Consider the following 23,071-nt stretch of genomic DNA (forward strand, 5'->3'; position numbering starts at 1 on the left):
CGATGGTAGACGTACCGGCGGGACTTAAGCAACCATTCTTGAGAATTTACTTGAAGTTTCGCGCGTAAACTGCGTTGTTGCGTGACGAAGCGTTACTTATGTCTTCGACCCCAAATAAAAAACGGCGCTCCGGAAACGGAGCGCCGCGTGGCGTCGACAGCCGGCCGATCGGCCGGCTCGCGCGTTACAGAATGTCCGACGCGTAGTCGGCGAGTCGCGAGCGTTCGCCGCGCGCGAGGGTCACGTGGCCGCTGTGGCCCCAGCCCTTGAAGCGGTCGACGACGTAGGTCAGGCCCGAACTGCCTTCGGTCAGGTAAGGCGTGTCGATCTGCGCGATGTTACCGAGGCAGACGATCTTCGTGCCGGGGCCCGCGCGCGTGACGAGCGTCTTCATCTGCTTCGGCGTCAGGTTCTGCGCCTCGTCGATGATCAGGTACTTGTCGACGAACGTGCGGCCGCGCATGAAGTTCATGCTCTTCACCTTCAGGCGCGAACGGATCAGTTCCTGTGTCGCGGCACGGCCCCATTCGCCGGCCGCGTCGTCGGTCTTCTGCAGCACTTCGAGGTTGTCGTCGAATGCGCCCATCCACGGCTGCATCTTCTCTTCCTCGGTGCCGGGCAGGAAACCGATGTCCTCGCCGACGGGCACGGTCGCGCGCGTCACGATGATCTCGTTGTAGCGCTTGTCGTCGAGCACCTGCGCGAGGCCGGCCGCGAGCGCGACGAGCGTCTTGCCGGTGCCGGCCTGGCCGAGCAGCGTGACGAAGTCGATCTCGGGGTTCATCAGCAGGTTCAGCGCGAAGTTCTGCTCGCGGTTGCGCGCGGTGATGCCCCACACGTTGTTCTTGTGGTGGCTGTAGTCGCGCAGCGTCTGCAGCAGCGCCGTCTTGCCGTTCAGCTCGCGGACGATCGCGTGGAACGTCGGCTCGCCGTTCTGCGGCTCCAGATAGACGAACTCGTTGACGAGCATCGACGCGACGAGCGGACCCGTCACGCGGTAGTACGTGGTGCCCGTCTTCGTGTCCTGCCAGCTCTCCATGCCCTTCGCGTGCTTGGTCCAGAAGTCCTGCGGCAGTTCGCGCACGCCGTTGTACAGGAGATCCGAATCCTCGAGCACCTGGTCGTTGAAGTAGTCTTCCGCGGGCAGGCCGAGCGCGTGCGCCTTGATCCGCATGTTGATGTCTTTCGACACCAGCACGACCTGACGATCGGGGCGGTCGCGCTGCAGCGCGCGCACGACGCCGAGGATCTGGTTGTCGGCCTTGCCTTCGGGCAGGCCTTCGACGGGCGCGATGTCGGCGAGCTTCGTCTGGAAGTACAGGCGGCCGAGCGCGTCGCGGCTGCCGAGGCGCGACAGCGGAATGCCGGCCGAGATCGGGCCGCCGTCGGCGACGAGCGCGTCGAGCGTGCGGCTGACCTGGCGTGCATTGCGCGCGACTTCGGACATCCCCTTCTTGTGGTTGTCGAGTTCCTCGAGCGTCATCATCGGCAGATAGACGTCGTGTTCCTCGAAGCGGAAGAGGCTACTCGGGTCGTGCATCAGCACGTTGGTGTCGAGCACGAACAGTTTCTGCTGTTCGGCTTCGGCGGGTTTGCGGCCGCGCGACTTCGTCGCGGCGCCGGCGTCGCGCGCGGGCGTGGCCGCCGGTTTGCCGGCGGCCGGTTTGTCGTTGCGTGCGACGACCGGCGCCGTGGGCTCGACGGGCGCCGGCAGCGGCTGCAGCAGGGCGGCCGTCTGCTTGGTCTTGCGGCCGCGCGCGGGTGCGCTCGTGGCGCCGGACACCGAAGACGCGACGGCGCGCAACGGCGCGGCCGTGTTCGCGGCTTCGATCATCGGTGGGGCCACGCTGGCCGAACCATAGTCACCGGCTGTGGATGCGTCCCCTTCGGCGGATTTCTTCGCGGCTTTCGCGGGCCGCGCTTTCGCCTTGTATTCGTCGGGCGGCAGCAGGCTGCCGAGCTTGCTGGGGGGAGTAGGCAAAGGCATGGTGTCCCTCGGGAGGAATCGTGTCGCATGAAGTGCGCCGCTGATCGCATCCTGCGTGACGTAGACGCATGCAGTTTGCGCGCGGTGGCGCACAGGAATTTCGTCTAGCCGGTTCGCCTAAGTGTCGATCAGCTCCTCGATGCGGTAAGGGCCGGACCGGGGAGGGCCGGCGCGCGTTCCATAAAAAAAGCCGCTGCCCCGTCGACAGGGACATGCGGCTCGGCTGATGCCGTCGTGATGCGCGTCAGGTGCCGGCAAGCATTGCAACGGGCACCGGCGCAGCTACGAGAAATATGGGGCGAACTGGCATTCATTGCGGCCCAATATAACGCGCCTCAAAGCGCTTGTACAGCCTTTAGCACGTCGTCCACGTGACCCGGTACCTTGATGCCGCGCCATGCCTGGCGAAGCACGCCGTCGGCGTCGATCAGGAACGTCGAGCGCTCGATTCCGCGCACTTCCTTGCCATACATTTTCTTCATCTTGATGACATCGAACAACGCGCACAGCGCTTCGTCGGCATCGGAGATCAGCGGGAACGGCAGCTCGAGCTTGGCCTTGAAATTGTCGTGCGAGCGCAGGCTGTCGCGCGACACGCCGATGACTTCCGCACCGGCTTTCTTGAACTTCGGATAGAGATCGCGGAACTGCAGCCCTTCAGTCGTGCAGCCCGGCGTGTTGTCCTTCGGATAGAAGTACAGCACGAGCTTCTTGCCCTTCAGGTCGGACAGCGAAATGTCGCCGCCCGTGGCCGGTGCGGTGAAATCGGGAACTTGACGGTCAACTTCGACGGACACGTGTTTCTCCTGTTGTTATGGAAGAGCGCCGCTGCGGCGGCGCGGTTCGGCGGGGCGGCGCAGCAGCGCTTCGCAAGGGCGGCGACGCCGGCGCGCGCGAACTCAGTCGGGCTGGACGATCAGTTCACCGGAGCGGCCGGGGATTTCGCCCCACGCGACAGGGTACGATGGCAGCGAGTCGCGGTCCAGCGTCGCATGGTAGTCGCCCATCGTCGCGAACGTGTGGCCTTGCGCATGCCAGCCGGCGAGCAGTTGCTCGAATACGGGCGCGAGCTTCTGGCCTTCGAGCTCCGCATGCAGCGTGAACACCTGGTCGTGCGGATTGGTTTCGGTGAACTTGAGGAGGTGCGCGGCGACGTTGTGCGTGTCGACGCCGTCGACGCCGAGCACTTCGTCGAGCGTCGGCAGCGTGGTCGGCATCTGCACGTGCGACAGCGTGCGGCCGCCGACCACGGGCAGGTACGGCGAGTGGCCGCGACCGTCGGACGCGTAGCGCATCCCCCACGCGTCGATCTGCTCGAACGCGGCGTCGTTCATCTGCCAGCCCGCCGCGCCGTGCGTGACGGGCGGCGCGCCGAAGATCTCGACGAAGCGCGCGTGACTCTTCTGCATTTCGCGCGCGGTCCAGTCGCGATCGCGTACGCGCACGTTGTCCTGCCAGTAGACGTGATCCCACGTGTGGATCCCGCATTCGAAGCCGGCCTCGTGAATCGCACGCATGTCGGCGATCGCGCGGCGACCGATGTCGGGGCCGGGCAGCAGCACGCCGTACATCAGCTGCTTCACGCCGTAGTGTTCGACCACCGACGTGCGCGACACCTTCTTCAGGAAGCCCGGGCGGAACACGCGCCGCAGCGCCCAGCCCGTGTGATCGGGGCCGAGGCTGAAGAGGAAGGTCGCGCGGGCATTGAAGCGATCGAAGATGCGCGCGAGGTTCGGCACGCCTTCGCGCGTGCCGCGCAGCGTGTCGACGTCGATCTTGAGGACGATACGAGCCAAGCGAGCGTCCCGATCAGCCTTGCTGTTCGACGAGCGCGCGCGCGTCGGCGACGTGGCCGCGATACGCTTCGAAGATGTTGCGCAGCGCGTCGTCGAACGTCGCCTGCGGCGCCCAGCCGAGCTCCTGCATCGTGTTGTCGATCTTCGGCACGCGGTTCTGCACGTCCTGGTAGCCGTTGCCGTAGTAGGCGCCGGACGTCGTTTCGACGAGCTTCACCTGCTTGGCCGAATCGGCGTACTCGGGGAATTCCGCGGCCAGTTCGAGCATCTTGTGCGCGAGCTCGCGAACCGAGAAGTTGTTCTTCGGATTCCCGATGTTGTAGATCTTGCCCGACGCGACGCCGCCCTTGTTCTCGATGATCTTCATCAGCGCGCTGATGCCGTCGCCGATATCGGTGAACGCGCGCTTCTGCGAGCCGCCGTCGACGAGGCTGATGTTCTCGCCGCGCACGATGTGGCCGAGGAACTGCGTGACCACGCGCGAGCTGCCTTCCTTCGGCGTATAGATCGAGTCGAGGCCCGGGCCGATCCAGTTGAACGGACGGAACAGCGTGAAGTTCAGGCCTTCCATCCCGTAGCCCCAGATCACGCGGTCCATCAGCTGCTTCGAGCACGCATAGATCCAGCGCGGCTTGTTGATCGGGCCGTAGGTGAGCGCCGACGCGTCCGGGTCGAACTGCTCGTCCGAGCACATGCCGTAGACCTCGGAAGTCGACGGGAACACGAGGTGCTTGCCGTACTTGACGGCCGAACGCACGATCGGCAGGTTCGCCTCGAAGTCGAGTTCGAACACGCGCAGCGGCTGCTGGACGTAGGTGGCCGGCGTCGCGATCGCGACGAGCGGCAGGATCACGTCGCACTTCTTCACGTGATACTCGACCCACTCCTTGTTGATCGTGATGTCGCCTTCGAAGAAATGCATCCGCTCGTGGTTGACGAGGTCGCCCAGCCGGTCGGTCTGCATGTCCATGCCGAACACTTCCCAATCGGTGGTTTCAAGAATGCGCTTCGACAGGTGATGGCCGATGAAGCCGTTCACACCCAGGATCAGGACTTTTTTTGCTTTCATGAATGACGGGAAGAATGAATGAACTGCGCGAATTCCGCGGGCGTCACGACGGTTTCGCCGCCGTCGCGCTGCTGCCACAGCTCGAGAATGGATAGGGCGCGGCTGTCGCCGCAGACGCCGAATAGCGCATTATCGCTTACGTGCAGGCCGGGCGGCAAATCTGCCGCGGCCGCCGCCGCCGCGCTGCCGGGCGCCGCGAGGCGCGCGCGCGCGATCACGAAGCGCGCGCCGCCGACGTCCGTGAATGCGCCCGGATACGGGGGGGCGACCGCGCGCACCAGGTTGTAGACCTGCGCGGCCGGCTTCGACCAGTCGACGCGGCCGTCCTCGGGCTTGCGTCCGCCGTAGTAGCTGCCGGTCGCGAGATCGTTCGGCAGGTGCGGCGCCTCGCCCGCGAGCAGCGCGGGCAGCACGCGCCACAGCGTCTGCTCGGCGGCTACCGTGACCTTGTCGAATACCTGCGCGGCCGTATCGTCCGGCAGGATCGGCACCGCGGTCTGCGCGAGGATCGCGCCCGCGTCGGGCTTGGCGGCCATCTCGTGCAGCGTCGCGCCGGTTTCGGTCTCGCCGTTCAGCACGGCCCAGTTGGTCGGTACCCGACCCCGGTATTTCGGCAACAGCGAACCGTGCATGTTGTATGCGCCGCGCGGCGCGATCGCGAGCAGGTCCACCGGCAGCATGTGCCGATAGTAGAACGAGAAGATGAAATCGGGCTGCGCATCGGACACCGCCCGGCGCAGCGCCGGATCGGCGGGATCGGCCGGCGTGACGACCGGAATGCCGTGTTCGGCCGCGACGGACGCGACGCTGCCGAACCAGATGTTCTCGTTCGGATTGTCCTCGTGCGTGACGACCAGCGCGACGTCGACGCCGCGCGCGAGCAGCACCTGCAGGCAGCGTACGCCGACGTTGTGATACGCGAAGACGACCGCGCGCGGCTTCATTGCGCGGCTCCCGGGCGGTGCGCGGCGGCCGGCACCGGCGGCACGCCGTCGTGCTGCTCGAGCACGGCCTGGATCAGGTAGCGCGGCCGCGCGCGCACCTGCTGGTAGATGCGGCCGACGTATTCGCCGAGCAGGCCGAGCGCGAAGATGATCACGCCGAGCAGGAAGAACGTGATCGCGAACAACGTGAACACGCCTTGCACTTCCGCGCCGACGATGAAGCGGCGCACGAGCAGCAGCACGAACAGCGCGGCGGAGCCGAGCGACAGGATCACGCCGATGAACGACAGCCACTGCAACGGCACGACCGAGAAGCCCGTCACCAGGTCGAAGTTCAGCCGGATCAGGCTGTACAGCGAATACTTCGATTCGCCCGCGAAGCGTTCCTCGTGCGCGACCTCGATTTCGGTCGGGTTCTGCGCGAACGTGTACGCGAGCGCGGGGATGAACGTGTTGACTTCGCCGCACACGTTGATCGTGTCGATGATGCGGCGGCTGTACGCGCGCAGCATGCAGCCCTGGTCGGTCATCTTGATGCGCGTGATGCGCTCGCGCAGCCGGTTCATCATCTGCGACGCCTTGCGCCGCCACAGGCTGTCTTGGCGCTGCTTGCGGATCGAGCCGACGTAGTCGTGGCCCTCGCGCATCTTCGCGATCAGCTTGCCGATTTCCTCGGGCGGGTTCTGCAGGTCGGCGTCGAGCGTGACGACGATCTCGCCGCGCGATTGCGCGAAGCCGGCGAGGATCGCCATGTGCTGGCCGTAGTTGCCGTTGAGCAGCACCACGCGCGTCGTGTCGGGGCGCACGTGGAACTGGTCGGCGAGCATCGCGGCCGAGCGGTCGCGGCTGCCGTCGTTGATCAGGATCACTTCGTACGACGCGTCGAGTGCGTCGAGCGCCGGATACAGCCGCGCGAACAGCGCGGCGAGGCCGTCTTCCTCGTTGTACACGGGGATGATGACCGATACTTCGGGCCGGCCGGCGTCCAGGTGCGCGGCGCCCGAATGCCCGGCGCGTGCTTCAAGGTGACTCATGTACGCTTATTTTCCGTATTGTTCGCAAATCTGATTGACGGCGTCGACCACGCGACGCACGTCGCCTTCCGTCATCTGCGTAAACAGCGGCAGCGTGACGGTCGACGCGCCGTACCGCTCGGCGTGGGGGAACATGCCCTCCTTGAAACCGCGCGCACGGTACAGCGTGAAAAGATGGATCGCCGGGTAGTGGATGCCCGTGCCGATGCCGCGTTCCTTCATCTGCGCCATGAACTCGGCGCGCGAGATCGACAGCCGCTCGAGCGGCAGCGTGACCAGGAACATGTGCCAGTTGCCGTTCTCGAATTCGGCGACCGGCAGGCCGACGCCGAGCTTCACGGCCGCGCCGCCGTCGAACGCGGCGAAATACGCGCGGGCGAGGGCGCGGCGCTGCGCGGTGAAGCGCTCGATGTGCGGTAACTGGCCGAGGCCGACGCGTGCGGCCACGTCGGTCAGGTTGTACTTGCCGCCGAGCACGTCGCAGTCCATCCCGTCGAAGCCGGTGCGCGTGATGCCCTGCAACCGGTACTTCTGCGCGAGCACGGCTTCGTCCTCGTCGTTCAGCACGAGCGCGCCGCCTTCGATCGTCGTCAGGTTCTTGTTCGCGTGGAAGCTGAACGACACGATGTCGCCGATTGCGCCGATGCGCTTGCCGCGCCACGTCGAGCCGAACGCCTGCGCGGCGTCCTCGATCACGCGCAGCTTGTGCGCGCGGGCGATCGCGTACAGGCGGTCCATGTCGACCGGCAGGCCGGACAGGAACACGGGGATGATCGCCTTCGTGCGCGGCGTGATCGCCTGTTCGAGCTTGTCGAGGTCGATGTTGCGCGTGACGGGATCGATGTCGGCGAACACGGGCGTCGCGCCCGTTTCGATGATCACGTTGCTGGTCGAGACCCACGACGCAGGCGTCGTGATCACCTCGTCGCCGGGGCCGACGCCCGCGATGCGCAGGCCGATCTCGAGCGTGCAGGTGCCCGAATTGAATGCGCGGACCGGACGGCCGCCGCAGTACTCGGACAGCGCGGCCTCGAATTTCTGGCACTGCGGGCCGGTGGTGATCCAGCCCGAGCGCAGCACGTCGACGACGCCCTGGATGGTTTCCTCATCGATCTCGGGGCGGGTGAACGGCAGAAACGGAGCAGTAGTCTGGCTCATGAACGCGTTTGGCCTGTAATGGCGTGTAATAAAAGGGTCGGGCGATCCGTCCGAAACCGGCATTAAACACCGGTTGGCCGATTCGCACCGTGATTTTTTGTAGGCGGACGCTTAACGCGGCCGGCCGTGCTCAGCTGCGCGCGAGCACGAGCACGCCGATCAGGATGATGCCGATGCCGACGAGCCGCTGGACCGACAACACCTCGCCGAACAGGTACCACGCCGCGAACGCGTTGACGACGTAGCCGAGCGACAGCATCGGGTACGCGATCGACACGTCGACCCGCGACAGCCCGAGGATCCACACGACGACGCTCAGCACGTAGCAGCCGAGGCCGCCGATGATCGGCAACTGGGTCGCGATCTTGAGCCCGACCGGGATGATGTTCGCACGGCTGAATTCGAAGTGTCCAACGGCGTTGACGCCGGCTTTCAGCAGAAGTTGCGCACAGGCGTTGAGCATCACGCCGGTGACGATGCAGACGAACGAAACGGGATTCATGCGGCGGGCGTCCTTACGATTGCGGTTTCTCGACGATCACGCGGCGGTTGTCGCGCGCGATCACGCGCATCGGCACGCCTTCCTTGACCAGCGCGCCGTACTGGCCAGGCGCCATGATCGCGAGCGCATGGGTGTCCTGCTTCCAGCGCGCGATCCATTCGCCGACGGTCGGGATCCATTTGTTCGGCTCGACCGAGATCCCGAACGCGAGCTCGTCCTGGCGCTGCACCATGATCGTCGTGTGGCCCACGTAGAACGGGAACGTGTGATCGAGCATCTCGACCGAGTAGAACGGCGTGTCGGGCGGCAGTTTCGCCAGTTCGGCGCGCACGGCCGGCGCGAGCAGCGCGCCCGAGCTGTAGCGGCCGAACTCGTCGTGCCCGGTGCCGCCGATCGTGCCGAACGCGAGCCACGCGGCGCCGAACGCGGCGAGCGCGGCGGCCACGCCCGCGCGGCGGTTCAGCCACGCGGCCGCGAGCGTCAGCGCGGCCGAGACCGCGAGACCGGCGTACAGCCATATCTGGAACGCGCGGTACAGCGCGTTCGGCGTGCGGGCGTCGCCCTGGTAAGCGAGGAAGATGATCCCGAACGCTGCGGCGACGAAGAACACGAGGTAGCCGAGCAGATGGCGACGGAAGCGCTCGGCCGTCATCAGCGGCAGGTACGCGCCGATGATCAGCGCGAGCGCCGGCGCGACCGGCAGCACGTACGAGATCAGCTTCGAATGCGACGCGCTGAAGAACAGGAAGATGAACGCGCTCCAGATCAGCAGCACGAGCATCGGCGAGAAGCCGTTCGGCTGGCGCGGCATGCGCAGCGCATGACGGACGCTCTGCCACGCGACCGACAGCCACGGCAGGAAGCCGACCAGCAGCACCGGCACGAAGTAGTACAGCGGGCCCGGGCGGTTCTGTTCCGGGGTCAGGTACCGGCGGAACTGCTGGACGATGAAGAAGAAGTTGAAGAATTCGGGGTTGCGCTGCTGGACGAGCACGAACCACGGCAGGACGATCGCGAAGAAGATCACGAGGCCGCTGACCAGGTACAGGCGCTTCCACAATGCCCAGTCGCGCGCGATCAGCGTATACAGCACGAGCACGGCGCCGGGCAGGATCAGGCCGACGAGGCCCTTGGACAGCACCGCGAACGCCATCGCGGCCCAGCACGCCCACATCCAGCCGCGCACCGCGGCCGGGCGCAGCCCGGGCCGTTGCGCGAGCAGCAGCGAGCAGAGCGACAGCGCCATCCAGAACGCGAGCCCCATGTCGAGCGCGTTGAAGTGGCCCATCAGGTTCCAGTACGGCGAGCTGGCGAGCACGACGGCCGCGAGGAAGCCCGACAGCGGGTTGAACAGGCGCGCGCCGGTGTAGCCGACGAGCAGCACGCCGGCGAAGCTCGCCACCGCGGTATAGAGGCGCGCCTGCCATTCACCGATGCCGAACCACGCGAACGTCAGCGCGTTCAGCCAGGTTTGCAGCGGCGGCTTCTCGAAGTACTTGTAGCCGTTGTAGCGCGGCGTGATCCAGTCGCCGGTGACGAACATCTCGCGCGCCATTTCCGCATAGCGGCCTTCGTCGCTCGGGATCAGGTGGCGCAGCCCGAGCGGCGCGAACCAGACGATCGCGAGCGCGACGAGCAGGAGGACGAGCGTGATGCGATTGAGCGGTAGCCTCGACGGCGTATCGTTCATGGGTTTTCAGCCTGTTTGGTTGTTGTGACGGGCCGCCGGCGGATGCGCCGGGGGCCGGGCGGCCTGACTGGGCGATCGGGGGATCGACCCGCTGCGCCGGCCCGATTTTTACCGCATCGGGGCTTAACGTTCAATTAAGAGCGCGGCGGCGACTTTGCGGCCCTCGGCCATCAGGATGTTGTAGGTGCGGCAGGCGGCCTGGAAATCCATCGTCTCGACGCCGATCCGCTTCGCGGTGAGCGCCGCGACGAGCCGCGGGTGCGGGAAACGCAGCCGCGCGCCGCTGCCGAAGATCACGAGCTCGGGCGTCGGGTCGAGCAGCATCGCGAAATGCTCGGGCGCGAGCGCGTCGAACGACGACACGGGCCACGCCTGGACCGGCGCGCCGGGCAGCACGATGACGCTCGTTTCATGGCGTTCGAGGTTGACGTCGACATAATCGGGGCCGTAGCCGGTGACGGTATTGAGCGCGCCGCTCGTGTCCTGGTGCAGTTTCAAATCGGTATTCCGCGGTTCCGTAGGGGAATGGGTTGGCGGGGCCGTACGGCCCGGCTGGCCGGTTTCGCGCCCTCGGGCACGCGCGGACGCCCGACGGCGCGGGCCCGGCGCGGCTATGGTGCATTGCGAAAGTCGGCCAAAATCCGCTAAATTATAACTTTTTGGTCGCCTGCGGGCGCCACTTGCGTCGTGCGCCGCCACAAGCTGCGTCCGACCGCCGCTTTTTCCCAGCCTAGACAGCGCGCACAGACCGGCCGCTTTCCAGTTTTGATCCCGTCCCCCCGGCCGCAAGGCCAATCCAGGAACCGTGTCGTCGTGAAACCGATTCAGAAGTCGAACAAGCTGCTCAACGTCTGCTACGACATCCGTGGCCCGGTGCTCGAGCACGCGAAGCGCCTCGAGGAAGAAGGCCACCGCATCATCAAGCTGAACATCGGCAACCTCGCGCCGTTCGGGTTCGACGCGCCGGACGAGATCATCCAGGACATGATCCGCAACCTGCCGGCATCGTCCGGCTATTCGGATTCGAAGGGCGTGTTCTCGGCGCGCAAGGCCGTGATGCACTACACGCAGGAAAAGGGCGTCGTCGGCGTCGGCCTCGACGACATCTACATCGGCAACGGCGCGTCCGAGCTGATCGTGATGGCGACCCAGGCGCTGCTGAACGACGGCGACGAAGTGCTGCTGCCCGCGCCCGATTACCCGCTGTGGACGGCGGCCGTGAGCCTGTCGGGCGGCACGCCCGTGCACTACGTGTGCGACGAGCAGAACGCGTGGATGCCCGATCTCGACGACATCCGCAGCAAGATCACGCCGAACACGAAGGCGATCGTCGTCATCAACCCGAACAATCCGACCGGCGCGCTTTATTCCGACGAATTGCTGCTCGAGTTGCTCGAGATCGCGCGCCAGCACGGGCTGATCGTGTTCGCCGACGAGGTCTACGACAAGATCGTCTACGACGGCCTCGAGCACACCGCGCTGGGTGCGCTGTCGGAGGACGTGATCACCGTCACGTTCAACAGCCTGTCGAAGAGCTATCGGTCGTGCGGCTATCGCGCGGGCTGGATGGCCGTGTCGGGCCTCGGCGGCGACAACCGCCGGCGCGCGAAGGATTACCTCGAAGGGCTCGGCATCCTGTCGTCGATGCGCCTGTGCGCGAACGTGCCCGGCCAGTTCGCGATCCAGACGGCGCTCGGCGGCTACCAGAGCATCAACGAGCTGATCGTGCCGAGCGGGCGCCTGTACAAGCAGCGCGAACTCGCGTACGACATGCTGACGTCGATCCCGGGCGTGACCTGCGTGAAACCGCAGGCCGCGCTGTACATGTTTCCGCGCCTCGACCCGAAGCTCTACCCGATCCAGAACGACCAGCAGTTCATTCTCGACCTGCTGCTCGAGGAGCGCGTGCTGCTCGTGCAGGGCACGGGTTTCAACTGGGCGACGCCGGACCACTTCCGCGTGGTCTTCCTGCCGAACCTCGACGACCTGGCCGATTCGATCAACCGGATCGCACGCTTTCTCGACGGCTACCGCAAGCGCCATTCGGTCTGAGCGGGCAGCGGCCGCACGGAACTCACTACTTCTTACTCATCGATCACACGCAGCATGGAACCGATCAAAGTTGGCCTGTTGGGCTTCGGCACCGTCGGCAGCGGCACCTTCACGGTGTTGCACCGCAACCAGGAAGAAATCAAACGACGCGCGGGGCGCGGCATCGAGGTCGCGCGCATCGCCGTGCGCAACCCGGCCAAGGCGCAGGCCGCGCTCGGCGCTCACGCGGGCACCGCGCAGATCACCGACGATTTCAACGCGGTCGTCGACGATCCGTCGATCGCGATCGTCGCCGAGATGATCGGCGGCACGGGCATCGCGCGCGAGCTCGTGCTGCGCGCGATCGCGAACGGCAAGCACGTCGTGACGGCGAACAAGGCGCTGCTCGCGGTGCACGGCACCGAGATCTTCGAAGCCGCGCGCGAGCAAGGCGTGATGGTCGCGTTCGAGGCGGCCGTCGCCGGCGGCATCCCGATCATCAAGGCGCTGCGCGAAGGCCTGACCGCGAACCGCATCCAGTACATCGCCGGCATCATCAACGGCACGACGAACTACATCCTGTCGGAAATGCGCGACCGCGGGCTCGACTTCGCGACCGCGCTGAAGGCCGCGCAGGAACTCGGCTACGCGGAAGCCGATCCGACCTTCGACATCGAAGGCGTCGACGCCGCGCACAAGGCGACGATCATGAGCGCGATCGCGTTCGGCGTGCCGGTGCAGTTCGACCGCGCGTACGTCGAAGGCATCAGCAAGCTCGACGCGACCGACATCCGCTACGCGGAGGAGCTCGGCTACCGGATCAAGCTGCTCGGCATCGCGCGCCGCGCCGCGAACGGCATCGAGCTGCGCGTGCACCCGACGCTGATCCCGGAAAAGCGCCTGCTCGCGAACGTCGAGGGCGCGATGAACGCGGTCGTCGTGCATGGCGACGCGGTCGGCACGACGCTGTACTACGGCAAGGGTGCGGGCGCGGAGCCGACTGCGTCGGCCGTGGTCGCGGATCTCGTCGACGTCACGCGCCTGCATACGGCCGATCCCGAGCATCGCGTGCCGCACCTCGCGTTCCAGCCGGACAGCCTGTCGAATACGCCGATTTTGCCGATCGAGGAAGTGACGAGCGGCTACTACCTGCGCCTGCGCGTCGCCGACCAGACCGGCGTGCTCGCCGCCATCACGCGCATCCTCGCCGAATCGGGCATCTCGATCGACGCGCTGCTGCAGAAGGAATCGGAGCAGATCGACGGCGCGAACGGCGAAACCGACATCATCCTGATCACGCACGAAACGGTCGAGAAGAACGTCAATGCGGCGATCGCACAAATCGAGAGCCTCGCGACCGTCGTGTCGAAGGTGACGAAGCTGCGCATGGAAGCGCTGAACTGAGGCTGACGACATGAACTACATCTCCACGCGCGGCGCCGGCATCGGCGAGCGCCACACGTTCTCCGACATCCTGCTCGGCGGTCTCGCGAAGGACGGCGGGCTCTATCTGCCGGCCGAATACCCGAAGGTCTCCGCCGACGAGCTCGCGCGCTGGCGCACGCTGCCGTACGCGGATCTCGCATTCGAGATCCTGTCGAAGTTCTGCGACGACGTGCCGGCCGACGACCTGCGCGCGATCACGCGCCGCACGTATACGGCCGCCGTGTACAGCAACACGCGTCACGGCGAGAACGCGTCCGACATCACGCCGCTGAAGACGCTCGGCACCGAGAACGGTGCGGCGCTGTCGCTGCTCGAACTGTCGAACGGCCCGACGCTCGCGTTCAAGGACATGGCGATGCAGTTGCTCGGCAACCTGTTCGAGTACACGCTCGCGAAGCACGGCCAAACGCTGAATATCCTCGGCGCGACGTCGGGCGACACCGGCAGCGCGGCCGAATACGCGATGCGCGGCAAGGCCGGCGTGCGCGTGTTCATGCTGTCGCCGCACAAGAAGATGAGCGCGTTCCAGACGGCGCAGATGTTCAGCCTGCAGGATCCGAACATCTTCAACCTCGCGGTCGAAGGCGTGTTCGACGATTGCCAGGACATCGTGAAGGCCGTGTCGAACGATCATGCGTTCAAGGCGCGGCAGAAGATCGGCACCGTCAACTCGATCAACTGGGCGCGCGTCGTCGCGCAGGTCGTGTACTACTTCAAGGGCTACTTCGCGGCGACGCGGTCCAACGACGAGCGCGTGTCGTTTACGGTGCCGTCGGGCAATTTCGGCAACGTCTGCGCGGGCCACATCGCGCGGATGATGGGGTTGCCGATCGCGAAGCTGGTGGTCGCGACCAACGAGAACGACGTGCTCGACGAGTTCTTCCGCACCGGCGCGTATCGCGTGCGCAGCGCCGAGAACACCTATCACACGAGCAGCCCGAGCATGGACATCTCGAAGGCATCCAACTTCGAGCGCTTCGTGTTCGACCTGCTCGGCCGCGATCCGGCCCGCGTGATGCAACTGTTCCGCGACGTCGAGGAGAAGGGCGGCTTCGATCTCGCGGCGAGCGGCGATTTCGCGCGCGTCGCCGAATTCGGTTTCGTGTCCGGCCGCAGCAGCCACGCCGACCGTATCGCGACGATTCGCGACGTGTTCTCGCGCTACGACACGATGATCGATACGCATACGGCCGACGGTGTGAAGGTCGCGCGCGAGCATCTGGAGGCCGGCGTGCCGATGGTCGTGCTCGAGACGGCGCAGCCGATCAAGTTCGGCGAGACGATCCGCGAAGCGCTCGATCGCGAAGCCGAGCGGCCGGCCGCATTCGACGGGCTCGAGGCGCTGCCGCAGCGCTTCGAGGTCGTGAAGGCCGATGCGCAGCAGGTGAAGGACTTCATCGCCGCCCATACGGGCGCATGACGCGCGGCCGGGCCTGGGGGCCCGGTCGTGCAGGGCGGCCGGAATGCCGATTCGTCGAACGGATCGGGGTTCCGGCCGTTTCGTTTGGCCCGCGGCATCGCAGGTGGCGCGAAACGCGTGCCAAATCCGCGGGTTCGCGCCGATCACAGTCTTCGCATGTCCGCCATATCGCACGCCCGCGTGGCGGCGTCGCTACAATGACGTACTGACTCCAACGATTCCCGATTCCATCGATGTCGAACCCGAATCCCGCGGCGCCGCGCGCGCCGATGCTGTCGACCGCCGAGGCGCTCGCCGCGCTGCTCGATGCCGCGCAGCCGCTGCCCGGCGCCGAAACCGTCGCCACGCTCGACGCGCTCGGCCGCGTGCTGGCGGCCGACGTGAGTTCGCCGCTCGACGTGCCGCCGATGCATACGAGCGCGATGGACGGTTATGCGGTGCGCGTCGCCGACCTGCTGCACGGCGATCGACGCTTGCCGGTGTCGCAGCGCATTCCGGCCGGCCATCCGGCCGCGCCGCTCGCGGCCGGCACGGCCGCGCGGATCTTCACCGGCGCGACGGTGCCGCCCGGCGCCGACGCCGTCGTGATGCAGGAGCAGACGTCGGCCGACGGCGACGCGGTCGAGATCCTCCACACGCCGAAGGCCGGCGAATGGATCACCGCGCAGGGCGCGGACATCCGGCAGGGTGCGGTGATCCTGCCGGCCGGCACGCGGCTCACGCCGCAGGCGCTCGGCCTGGCCGCATCGGTCGGCTGCGCGCAACTGTCGGTCGCACGGCGGATTCGCGTGGCGGTGTTCTTCACCGGCGACGAACTGACGATGCCCGGCGAGCCGCTGAAGCCCGGTGCGATCTACAACTCGAACCGCTTCACGCTGCGCGGGCTGCTCGAGCGGCTCGGCTGCCACGTGACCGACTACGGGATCGTGCCCGACTCGCTGGCCGCGACGCGCGACACGCTGCGCGAGGCCGCCCGCGATCACGACGTGATCCTGACGAGCGGCGGCGTGTCGGTCGGCGACGAGGACCACGTGAAGCCGGCCGTCGAGGCCGAAGGGCGGCTCGCGCTGTGGCAGATCGCGATGAAGCCCGGCAAGCCGCTCGCGTACGGCGCGGTGCGCCGCGGCGACGAGCGCGCCGACGCGCATTTCATCGGGCTGCCCGGGAACCCCGTCTCGAGCTTCGTCACGTTCCTGCTGTTCGTGCGGCCGTTCCTGCTGCGCCTGTCCGGCGTGCGCGACGTCGCGCCGCGCGCGTTGTCGCTGCGTGCCGATTTTTCGCAGAGCAAGGGCGACCGGCGCAACGAATTTCTGCGTGCGCGCGTCAATGCGGCCGGCGGCCTCGACCTGTTCCCGAACCAGAGCTCGGCCGTGCTCACGTCGACGGTCTGGGGCGACGGCCTGATCGACAATCCGCCGCAGCACGCGATCAGCGCAGGCGAGACCGTGCGTTTCATCCCGTTTTCCGAATTGCTGTCGTAACGCGGCGGCTCCCCGAACCATGAAGATTCAGCTGAAATTTTTTGCAAGCGTGCGTGAAGCCCTGGGCGTGGCCGACGAAGAAGCCGACGTGCCGGACAGCGTGACGACCGTCGGCGACGTGCGCGCGTGGCTGCGCGTGCGCGGCGGCGCGTGGGCCGAGACGCTCGCCGAAGGGCGCGCATTGCGCATGGCCTGCAACCACGAGATGACCGACCCCGACACGCGGCTCACCGAAGGGTGCGAGGTCGCGTTCTTCCCGCCGGTGACGGGCGGTTGAGGCTTGCAGGGGACCCGGGCAAGCGTTGAAGCGCTCACTCGGGGCGACCGCGAAGCATGGGACCCGAGTAAGCGCTGAAGCGCCAACTCGGGTCGACAGCGATGCATGGGACCCGAGTAAGCGCTAAAGCGCTAACTCGGGTCGACAGGAGCAGACGATGGCTATGGTGCGAGTCCAGACCGACGATTTCGATCTGAATGCCGAAGTGGCGGCGTTGCGCGCGCGCAACCCGAAGATCGGCGCGGTCGCGTGCTTCGTCGGCACGGTGCGCGACCTGAACGAAGGCGATGCGGTCGCCGTCATGGAACTCGAGCACTATCCGGGCATGACCGAGAAGGCGCTCGAGAAGATCGCGGCCGAGGCCGGCCGCCGCTGGCCGGGCATCGACGTCGCGATCGTGCATCGGGTCGGCAGGCTGCTGCCCCTCGATCAGATCGTGATGGTCGCGACGGTCGCGTCGCACCGCGGCGATGCGTTCGCGTCGTGCGAGTTCGTGATGGACTATCTGAAGACCGAAGCGCCGTTCTGGAAAAAGGAAACGACGCCGGACGGCGAGCGCTGGGTCGATGCGCGCAGCACCGACGACGCCGCGCTCGCGCGCTGGGGCATCGAGTCGGGCAACGCGCCGCGCTGAGCGCGGCACCCGGGCGATGCGGCGAGGTGCCGCATGCGCGCCATCGTCGTGCGTGACGGGCGTTACGCGTCCGGGTCGACGCCGCGCCCGATGATCTTCGCCGGAAACGGCTCGCCGCGGGCGCGCGACGGCAACCCATGCGGATCGTCGCCCGTATCGCGGCGGCGCGGCGCGATCGCGTCGAGAAGCGCCTGCTGCTCGGGCGGAATCCGGTAGTCCCAACCGAACCGGCTCAACTGCAGGCTCTGCGCGATCCGCAATGCAGGCTCCATGAAACGGATCGCCGCGGGCGGCGCGTAGCGCGCGTCGACGGTCTTCAGGAACAGCGACAGCCAGCGGCTGAAATGGGCCGGCTCGATCCCGTCGAGCGGCTGGTGCGCTTGCTGCACGTTGCCGCGATAGCCCTTGGTGCCGAGCACGAGGCTCGACCAGAACGTCACCATCTTCGGCAGATGATCGTCCCAGCGCCCGGCCAGCTTCGCGTCGAACACGGGCCCGAGCAGCGGATCGGCGCGCACGCGGTCGTAGAACGCGTAGACGAGGTCGCGGATGTTGTCTTCGGTCGGCTCGGCGTCGCGAGGGCGGGCCGGTGCGGGTTCGGGTGAGGCGGGCAGGGCAGTCATGACAAAAAAGGGGCCGGTGGATCGGGGCGGCGGCGCGGGCGACGAGCAGGACGCCGGCCGGATTTTGACGCAAAATAGCGTCCTGTAGCCCCTGAAAACGTGTAGATACTGCGCATCTTATTGCGCGCACGCGCTTCCGGCAACCCGCGGCCGCGCCACGGCACCGTCATCGGCCCTGCACGCATCGAGAGCCGCCCGGCTGAGGTAATCGGGGCGCGATCGATCTTTCCCGTATTCGCTCATGAGACTCACCGACTACACCGACTATTCGCTACGCGTGATGCTGTACCTGGCCGTGCGCGGTGAAGGGCTCGCGACCATCCAGGAGATCTCGGACGCGTACGACATCTCGAAGAACCATCTGATGAAAGTCGTCCAGCGGCTCGGCGAACTGGGCTGGGTCGACACCGTTCGCGGCCGCAACGGCGGGTTGCGGCTGTTTGCCGATTCGCTGGAACTGACGGTCGGCCAGGTCGTGCGGGCGACCGAGAACGACTTCGCGCTGGTCGGCTGCTTTTCGCCCGACGGCAGCGAGTCGCGCGGCTGCGTGATCGAGCCGCAGTGCCGGCTGAAGGGTGTGCTGGCGGCCGCGCGCGATGCGTTCTTCGCGGAACTCGATCGTCACACGCTGGGCGACCTGGCCGAGCCCGCGTCACCGCTCATGGCGCTGCTCGGCATCCGTCCGGTCGCGCTCGTGCGTGCCGCGCCGGAGCCGGACGACGCGCCGGCCGCCGCCGAGCCGTCGTCGAAGGCCCACTGACACACGGGCGCCGCGCGCCGACTCCGCCCCCCTCATCACACCGCTGGACCGTTTTCAGGCTATCCGGCAATTTTTGCGCTGAATCAACCCGAATTTCGCTTGAAAGCCGCATGACCATCCTCATCTTGGTGGTAATCGAAAATTGGAGGTCTCGACTAAATGAGAATCGACAAGCTCACCACCAAGTTCCAGGAAGCACTCGCGGACGCGCAAAGCCTTGCGGCCGGCCGCGACAATCAATACATCGAACCCGTTCACGTGCTGGCGGCGCTCGTCGCGCAGCAGGACGGCTCGGCCCGCTCGCTGATGTCGCGCGCGGGCGTGCACGTGCAGGCGCTGCAAGGCGCGCTGAACGAAGCGATCTCGCGCCTGCCGCAAGTGACGGGCACGGGCGGCGACATCCAGATCGGCCGTGAATTGGCCGGGCTGCTGAACCAGGCCGACAAGGAAGCGCAGAAGCTCAACGACACGTTCATCGCGAGCGAGATGTTCCTGCTCGCCGTGTCCGACGACAAGGGCGAGGCCGGCAAGCTCGCACGCCAGCACGGCCTCACGCGCAAGTCGCTCGAAGCCGCGATCGCCGCGGTGCGCGGCGGTTCGCAGGTGCACAGCCAGGACGCGGAAAGCCAGCGCGAGGCGCTGAAGAAATACACGGTCGACCTGACCGAGCGCGCCCGCGCGGGCAAGCTCGATCCGGTGATCGGCCGCGACGACGAAATCCGCCGCTCGATCCAGATCCTGCAGCGCCGCACCAAGAACAACCCGGTGCTGATCGGCGAGCCGGGTGTCGGCAAGACCGCGATCGTCGAAGGGCTCGCGCAGCGGATCGTCAACGGCGAAGTGCCCGAGACGCTGAAGGGCAAGCGCGTGCTGTCGCTCGACATGGCCGCGCTGCTCGCCGGCGCGAAGTATCGCGGCGAGTTCGAGGAGCGCCTGAAGGCGGTGCTCAACGACATCGCGAAGGACGAAGGGCAGACGATCGTGTTCATCGACGAGATCCACACGATGGTCGGGGCAGGCAAGGCCGAAGGCGCGATGGACGCGGGCAACATGCTGAAGCCGGCGCTGTCGCGCGGCGAGCTGCACTGCATCGGCGCGACCACGCTCGACGAATACCGCAAGTACATCGAGAAGGACGCCGCGCTCGAGCGCCGCTTCCAGAAGGTGCTCGTCGACGAGCCGAGCGTCGAGGCGACGATCGCGATCCTGCGCGGGCTGCAGGAGAAGTACGAACTGCACCACGGCGTGGACATCACCGACCCGGCGATCGTCGCCGCGGCCGAGCTGTCGCATCGCTACATCACCGACCGCTTCCTGCCCGACAAGGCCATCGACCTGATCGACGAAGCCGCTTCGAAGATCAAGATGGAAATCGATTCGAAGCCCGAAGAGATGGACAAGCTCGACCGTCGTCTGATCCAGCTGAAGATCGAGCGCGAAGCGGTGAAGAAGGAGCAGGACGAAGCGTCGCAGAAGCGCCTGCAGCTGATCGAGGAAGAGATTGACCGCCTCGGCCGCGAATATGCGGACCTGGAGGAGATCTGGACCGCCGAGAAGGCCGCGGTGCAGGGCAGCGCGCAGCTCAAGGAAGAGATCGAGAAAGTGCGGGCGGACATCGCGCGCCTGCAGCGTGAAGGCAAGCTGGAAAAGGTCGCCGAGCTGCAGTACGGCAAGCTGCCGCAGCTCGAGTCGCAACTGAAGCAGGTCACGCAGGCCGAAGAGCAGGAGCAGCACAACCCGACCCGCCCGCGCCTGCTGCGCACGCAGGTCGGCGCCGAGGAAATCGCGGAGGTCGTGTCGCGTTCGACGGGCATTCCCGTGTCGCGGATGATGCAGGGCGAACGCGAGAAGCTGCTGCACATCGAGGAAAAGCTGCACGAGCGCGTGGTCGGCCAGGACGAAGCGATCAGCGCGGTGGCCGATGCGATCCGTCGCTCGCGCGCAGGTCTCGCCGATCCGAACCGTCCGTACGGCTCGTTCCTGTTCCTCGGCCCGACGGGTGTCGGCAAGACCGAGCTGTGCAAGGCGCTGGCGTCGTTCCTGTTCGATTCGGAAGAGCACCTGATTCGCATCGACATGAGCGAGTTCATGGAGAAGCACAGCGTCGCGCGGCTGATCGGCGCGCCGCCGGGCTATGTCGGCTACGAGGAAGGCGGCTACCTGACGGAAGCCGTGCGTCGCAAGCCGTACAGCGTGATCCTGCTCGACGAGATCGAGAAGGCGCATCCGGACGTGTTCAACGTGCTGCTGCAGGTGCTCGACGACGGCCGCATGACCGACGGGCAGGGGCGCACGGTCGACTTCAAGAACACGGTGATCGTGATGACGTCGAACCTCGGCTCGCAGGTGATCCAGGCGATGACGGGGGCGCCGCAGGAAGAGATCAAGGACGCCGTGTGGCTCGAGGTGAAGCAGCACTTCCGTCCCGAGTTCCTGAACCGGATCGACGACGTCGTCGTGTTCCATGCGCTCGACCGCAGCAACATCGAGTCGATCGCGAAGATCCAGCTCGCGCGCCTGCACGACCGGCTCGCGAAGCTCGACATGGCGCTCGACGTGTCGCCCGCGGCGCTCGAGCAGATCGGGAAGGTCGGCTACGATCCGCTGTTCGGCGCCCGGCCGCTGAAGCGCGCGATCCAGCAGGAGATCGAGAACCCGGTCGCGAAGCTGATCCTCGCCGGCCGCTTCGGCCCGAAGGACGTGATCCCGGTCGACGTCAACGACGGCCAGTTCGTGTTCGACCGCGTCGTTCACTGACACTGATCGCCTGCCGATCGGCAGCGTGCCCGGTTCGCACCGGGCGCAAAAACGAACACCCCGCCTCGGCGGGGTGTTTGCTTATGGAGCGGCCGAACGGGCCGCCCGGTCGCGGCGGGCGCTCAGGCCTGCTTGTTGCCGCCGAACATGCCGGCGAGCTGCGTGAGCGTGCCGAGCACGTTCGCCGTGTCGACCTGGCCGCCGGCCGGGACTTCGCCGTTCGGCGTCGCATGGTTCACGACGTGCGGCAGCACCTGCGCGAGGATCGACGAGGCCTGCGCCGGATCGATGCCGACCTTGCTCGCGAGCGAGCCGACGACGTCCGAGCCCAGCACGTTCTGCAGCGTGTCCGGCGAGATCGGCTGGTTTTCGCCGTTGCCGACCCACGAACCGATCACGTCGCCGGCGCCGCCGGCCTTGAACTTCTCGATCAGCCCGTTCAGGCCGCCCGGCTGGTTGTTGATGAATTCGAGCGCGGTCGCGATCAGCGCGCTTTGCGAATTGCCGCCGGCCTGGCCGCCGATCAGACCGCCAACGATGTCGAGGAGACCCATGGTTCTTCACCTTCACTGAAAAGGGCGCCGTGACGACGGCGCCCGTTGAACGAATGCCGCGCGCACGCCGTCGCGCGCGCGGCGCACATCAGGCGCCCGACGCCGCGGCGGCGGAGGCTGCCTTGTCCTTCTTGCTCTTCTTCTTACCCTTCGTCGCCTTCGTGGACGACGCGGCCGCCGGTGCGCTCGCACCCGCGTCGGCGGATGCCGCGGCAGCCGCTGCCGCCTTTTCCTTCTTCGATGCACGCTTGGTCTTGGCCGGCTTGGCCGCCGCTTCCGGTGCGCTCGCCGTCGGCGCGGGCGCCGCGGTCGTCGTGCCGGCCGTCGCGGTCGTGGACGTCGATGCGGTGCCTGCCGACGTCGTGGTCGACGTGGTCGCGGACGTCGTCGCGGCCGGCTTCGACAGCTTCACGCCCTTCGGCGGCGTCGACGCGCCGCCGATCGTCAGGCCGTTTTCCTCGAGATGCCCGACCGACTTCGTGCCGAGGCCCTTCACGCGATTCGCGAGATCGTCGGCGTCCTTGAACGGGCCGTTCTTGGTGCGTTCGTCGATGATCGCCTTCGACTTCACGGGCCCGAGACCCTTCACGGATTCGAGCGCGGCCTGGTCGGCCGTGTTGACTTCGACGGCCGCGGCAAGGCCGGCGGCGAGCGACAGCGATAGCGCGACGAACAGCATCAGCAGCTTTTTCAGCATGGCAAGGGCTCCCTGGTTCTGACGGATGAATGGCTGTTGCAACGGACGACGGGGCGCGAGATGGCCGGGCGTCGCCGTTAAGCATAGGACAAATGCGTGCCCTTTTTAAGACAAGCTGACCGAATCTTGCTGAAGGCTTGCGGTGCTGTAAAGGCCGAAACCGATGCCATGCGCCGATTTTGACCATTCTTTACGGTGTCGCCGGTTGTCG

21 protein-coding genes and 1 pseudogene are annotated in these 23,071 nt (G+C 66.7%); 9 read left to right on the top strand and 13 right to left on the bottom strand.

The window, feature by feature from the left end; genetic code table 11:
• Window positions 1–184: 184 nt before the first annotated feature.
• Window positions 185–1,987 carry a PhoH family protein gene (locus WT53_RS18255; RefSeq protein WP_034207484.1) on the bottom strand — a complete coding sequence of 601 codons (1,803 nt, stop codon included), beginning with the start codon at window positions 1,985–1,987 and terminating at the stop codon, window positions 185–187.
• On the opposite strand from WT53_RS18255, the pseudogene WT53_RS34345 reads away from it, so the two are divergent.
• Window positions 1,883–2,124, top strand: a pseudogene (locus tag WT53_RS34345) (hypothetical protein); the annotation flags it as partial. The gene WT53_RS18255 and the pseudogene WT53_RS34345 sit on opposite strands and share 105 nt — an antisense overlap.
• A gap of 198 nt (window positions 2,125–2,322) precedes the next feature.
• Here WT53_RS34345 and WT53_RS18260 read toward each other — a convergent pair.
• The 9 genes from WT53_RS18260 to WT53_RS18300 form a co-directional block, all read right to left on the bottom strand.
• Window positions 2,323–2,784 carry a peroxiredoxin gene (locus WT53_RS18260; protein ID WP_034207483.1) on the bottom strand — a complete coding sequence of 154 codons (462 nt, stop codon included), beginning with the start codon at window positions 2,782–2,784 and terminating at the stop codon, window positions 2,323–2,325.
• A 102-nt stretch (window positions 2,785–2,886) separates the two neighbouring features.
• On the bottom strand, window positions 2,887–3,783 hold the full coding sequence (locus WT53_RS18265) for a polysaccharide deacetylase family protein (RefSeq protein ID WP_034207482.1): 897 nt from the start codon (window positions 3,781–3,783) through the stop codon (window positions 2,887–2,889).
• A gap of 13 nt (window positions 3,784–3,796) precedes the next feature.
• On the bottom strand, window positions 3,797–4,852 hold the full coding sequence (locus WT53_RS18270; protein WP_006478632.1) for a bifunctional UDP-4-keto-pentose/UDP-xylose synthase: 1,056 nt from the start codon (window positions 4,850–4,852) through the stop codon (window positions 3,797–3,799).
• Window positions 4,849–5,796, bottom strand: coding sequence for a formyltransferase (locus WT53_RS18275; protein ID WP_034207481.1), 948 nt, complete (start codon window positions 5,794–5,796; stop codon window positions 4,849–4,851). The genes WT53_RS18270 and WT53_RS18275 overlap by 4 nt, the downstream gene beginning before the upstream one ends.
• Window positions 5,793–6,830, bottom strand: coding sequence for a glycosyltransferase (locus tag WT53_RS18280; protein WP_059824840.1), 1,038 nt, complete (start codon window positions 6,828–6,830; stop codon window positions 5,793–5,795). Before WT53_RS18280 ends, WT53_RS18275 begins: the two co-directional genes overlap by 4 nt.
• A gap of 6 nt (window positions 6,831–6,836) precedes the next feature.
• Window positions 6,837–7,988: a DegT/DnrJ/EryC1/StrS aminotransferase family protein gene (locus WT53_RS18285; protein WP_034207479.1), complete on the bottom strand. Its 1,152-nt coding sequence runs from the start codon at window positions 7,986–7,988 to the stop codon at window positions 6,837–6,839.
• A gap of 130 nt (window positions 7,989–8,118) precedes the next feature.
• Window positions 8,119–8,490 (bottom strand): EamA family transporter, encoded by a 372-nt coding sequence (locus WT53_RS18290; protein WP_059824837.1) that lies wholly within the window; start codon window positions 8,488–8,490, stop codon window positions 8,119–8,121.
• Between the two features lie 13 nt (window positions 8,491–8,503).
• The gene (locus WT53_RS18295; protein ID WP_060260958.1) at window positions 8,504–10,180 is read right to left on the bottom strand and encodes a glycosyltransferase family 39 protein; all 1,677 of its coding nucleotides are present in this window, start codon (window positions 10,178–10,180) and stop codon (window positions 8,504–8,506) included.
• A 123-nt stretch (window positions 10,181–10,303) separates the two neighbouring features.
• Window positions 10,304–10,678 (bottom strand): Mth938-like domain-containing protein, encoded by a 375-nt coding sequence (locus WT53_RS18300; RefSeq protein ID WP_012328660.1) that lies wholly within the window; start codon window positions 10,676–10,678, stop codon window positions 10,304–10,306.
• A 315-nt stretch (window positions 10,679–10,993) separates the two neighbouring features.
• Here WT53_RS18300 and WT53_RS18305 point away from each other — a divergent pair, with 315 nt between their 5' ends.
• The 6 genes from WT53_RS18305 (at window position 10,994) to WT53_RS18330 (ending at window position 17,469) form a co-directional block, all read left to right on the top strand.
• Window positions 10,994–12,232 carry a pyridoxal phosphate-dependent aminotransferase gene (locus WT53_RS18305; RefSeq protein ID WP_034207477.1) on the top strand — a complete coding sequence of 413 codons (1,239 nt, stop codon included), beginning with the start codon at window positions 10,994–10,996 and terminating at the stop codon, window positions 12,230–12,232.
• A 54-nt stretch (window positions 12,233–12,286) separates the two neighbouring features.
• Window positions 12,287–13,615, top strand: coding sequence for a homoserine dehydrogenase (locus tag WT53_RS18310; protein ID WP_059781010.1), 1,329 nt, complete (start codon window positions 12,287–12,289; stop codon window positions 13,613–13,615).
• A gap of 10 nt (window positions 13,616–13,625) precedes the next feature.
• Window positions 13,626–15,077, top strand: coding sequence for a threonine synthase (gene thrC / locus WT53_RS18315; protein WP_059824831.1), 1,452 nt, complete (start codon window positions 13,626–13,628; stop codon window positions 15,075–15,077).
• 233 nt (window positions 15,078–15,310) lie between these two features.
• On the top strand, window positions 15,311–16,558 hold the full coding sequence (glp, locus tag WT53_RS18320) for a gephyrin-like molybdotransferase Glp (protein ID WP_059781015.1): 1,248 nt from the start codon (window positions 15,311–15,313) through the stop codon (window positions 16,556–16,558).
• Window positions 16,559–16,577: 19 nt separating this feature from the next.
• The gene (gene moaD / locus WT53_RS18325) at window positions 16,578–16,835 is read left to right on the top strand and encodes a molybdopterin converting factor subunit 1 (RefSeq protein ID WP_034207474.1); all 258 of its coding nucleotides are present in this window, start codon (window positions 16,578–16,580) and stop codon (window positions 16,833–16,835) included.
• Window positions 16,836–16,992: 157 nt separating this feature from the next.
• The gene (locus WT53_RS18330; protein ID WP_034207473.1) at window positions 16,993–17,469 is read left to right on the top strand and encodes a molybdenum cofactor biosynthesis protein MoaE; all 477 of its coding nucleotides are present in this window, start codon (window positions 16,993–16,995) and stop codon (window positions 17,467–17,469) included.
• Between the two features lie 62 nt (window positions 17,470–17,531).
• Here WT53_RS18330 and WT53_RS18335 read toward each other — a convergent pair whose 3' ends face one another.
• A complete protein-coding gene (locus tag WT53_RS18335; protein WP_060260962.1) occupies window positions 17,532–18,092 on the bottom strand; it encodes a group III truncated hemoglobin in 561 nt (186 codons plus the stop codon).
• A gap of 241 nt (window positions 18,093–18,333) precedes the next feature.
• Here WT53_RS18335 and WT53_RS18340 point away from each other — a divergent pair, with 241 nt between their 5' ends.
• On the top strand, window positions 18,334–18,852 hold the full coding sequence (locus WT53_RS18340; protein ID WP_060260966.1) for an Rrf2 family transcriptional regulator: 519 nt from the start codon (window positions 18,334–18,336) through the stop codon (window positions 18,850–18,852).
• Between the two features lie 159 nt (window positions 18,853–19,011).
• Complete coding sequence (gene clpB, locus WT53_RS18345; RefSeq protein WP_034207470.1) at window positions 19,012–21,609, top strand: ATP-dependent chaperone ClpB; 2,598 nt, start codon at window positions 19,012–19,014, stop codon at window positions 21,607–21,609.
• A 122-nt stretch (window positions 21,610–21,731) separates the two neighbouring features.
• Here the strand turns inward: clpB and WT53_RS18350 are convergent, their stop codons facing one another.
• Both WT53_RS18350 and WT53_RS18355 read right to left on the bottom strand, forming a co-directional pair.
• Complete coding sequence (locus WT53_RS18350) at window positions 21,732–22,163, bottom strand: YidB family protein (RefSeq protein ID WP_034207469.1); 432 nt, start codon at window positions 22,161–22,163, stop codon at window positions 21,732–21,734.
• Between the two features lie 88 nt (window positions 22,164–22,251).
• Entirely contained in the window at window positions 22,252–22,860 is a 609-nt protein-coding gene (locus WT53_RS18355; RefSeq protein ID WP_034207468.1) for a helix-hairpin-helix domain-containing protein, read from the bottom strand.
• Between the last annotated feature and the right edge of the window lie 211 nt (window positions 22,861–23,071).

The sequence above is a fragment of the Burkholderia sp. MSMB2157WGS genome (assembly GCF_001532755.1).
Lineage (GTDB): Bacteria > Pseudomonadota > Gammaproteobacteria > Burkholderiales > Burkholderiaceae > Burkholderia.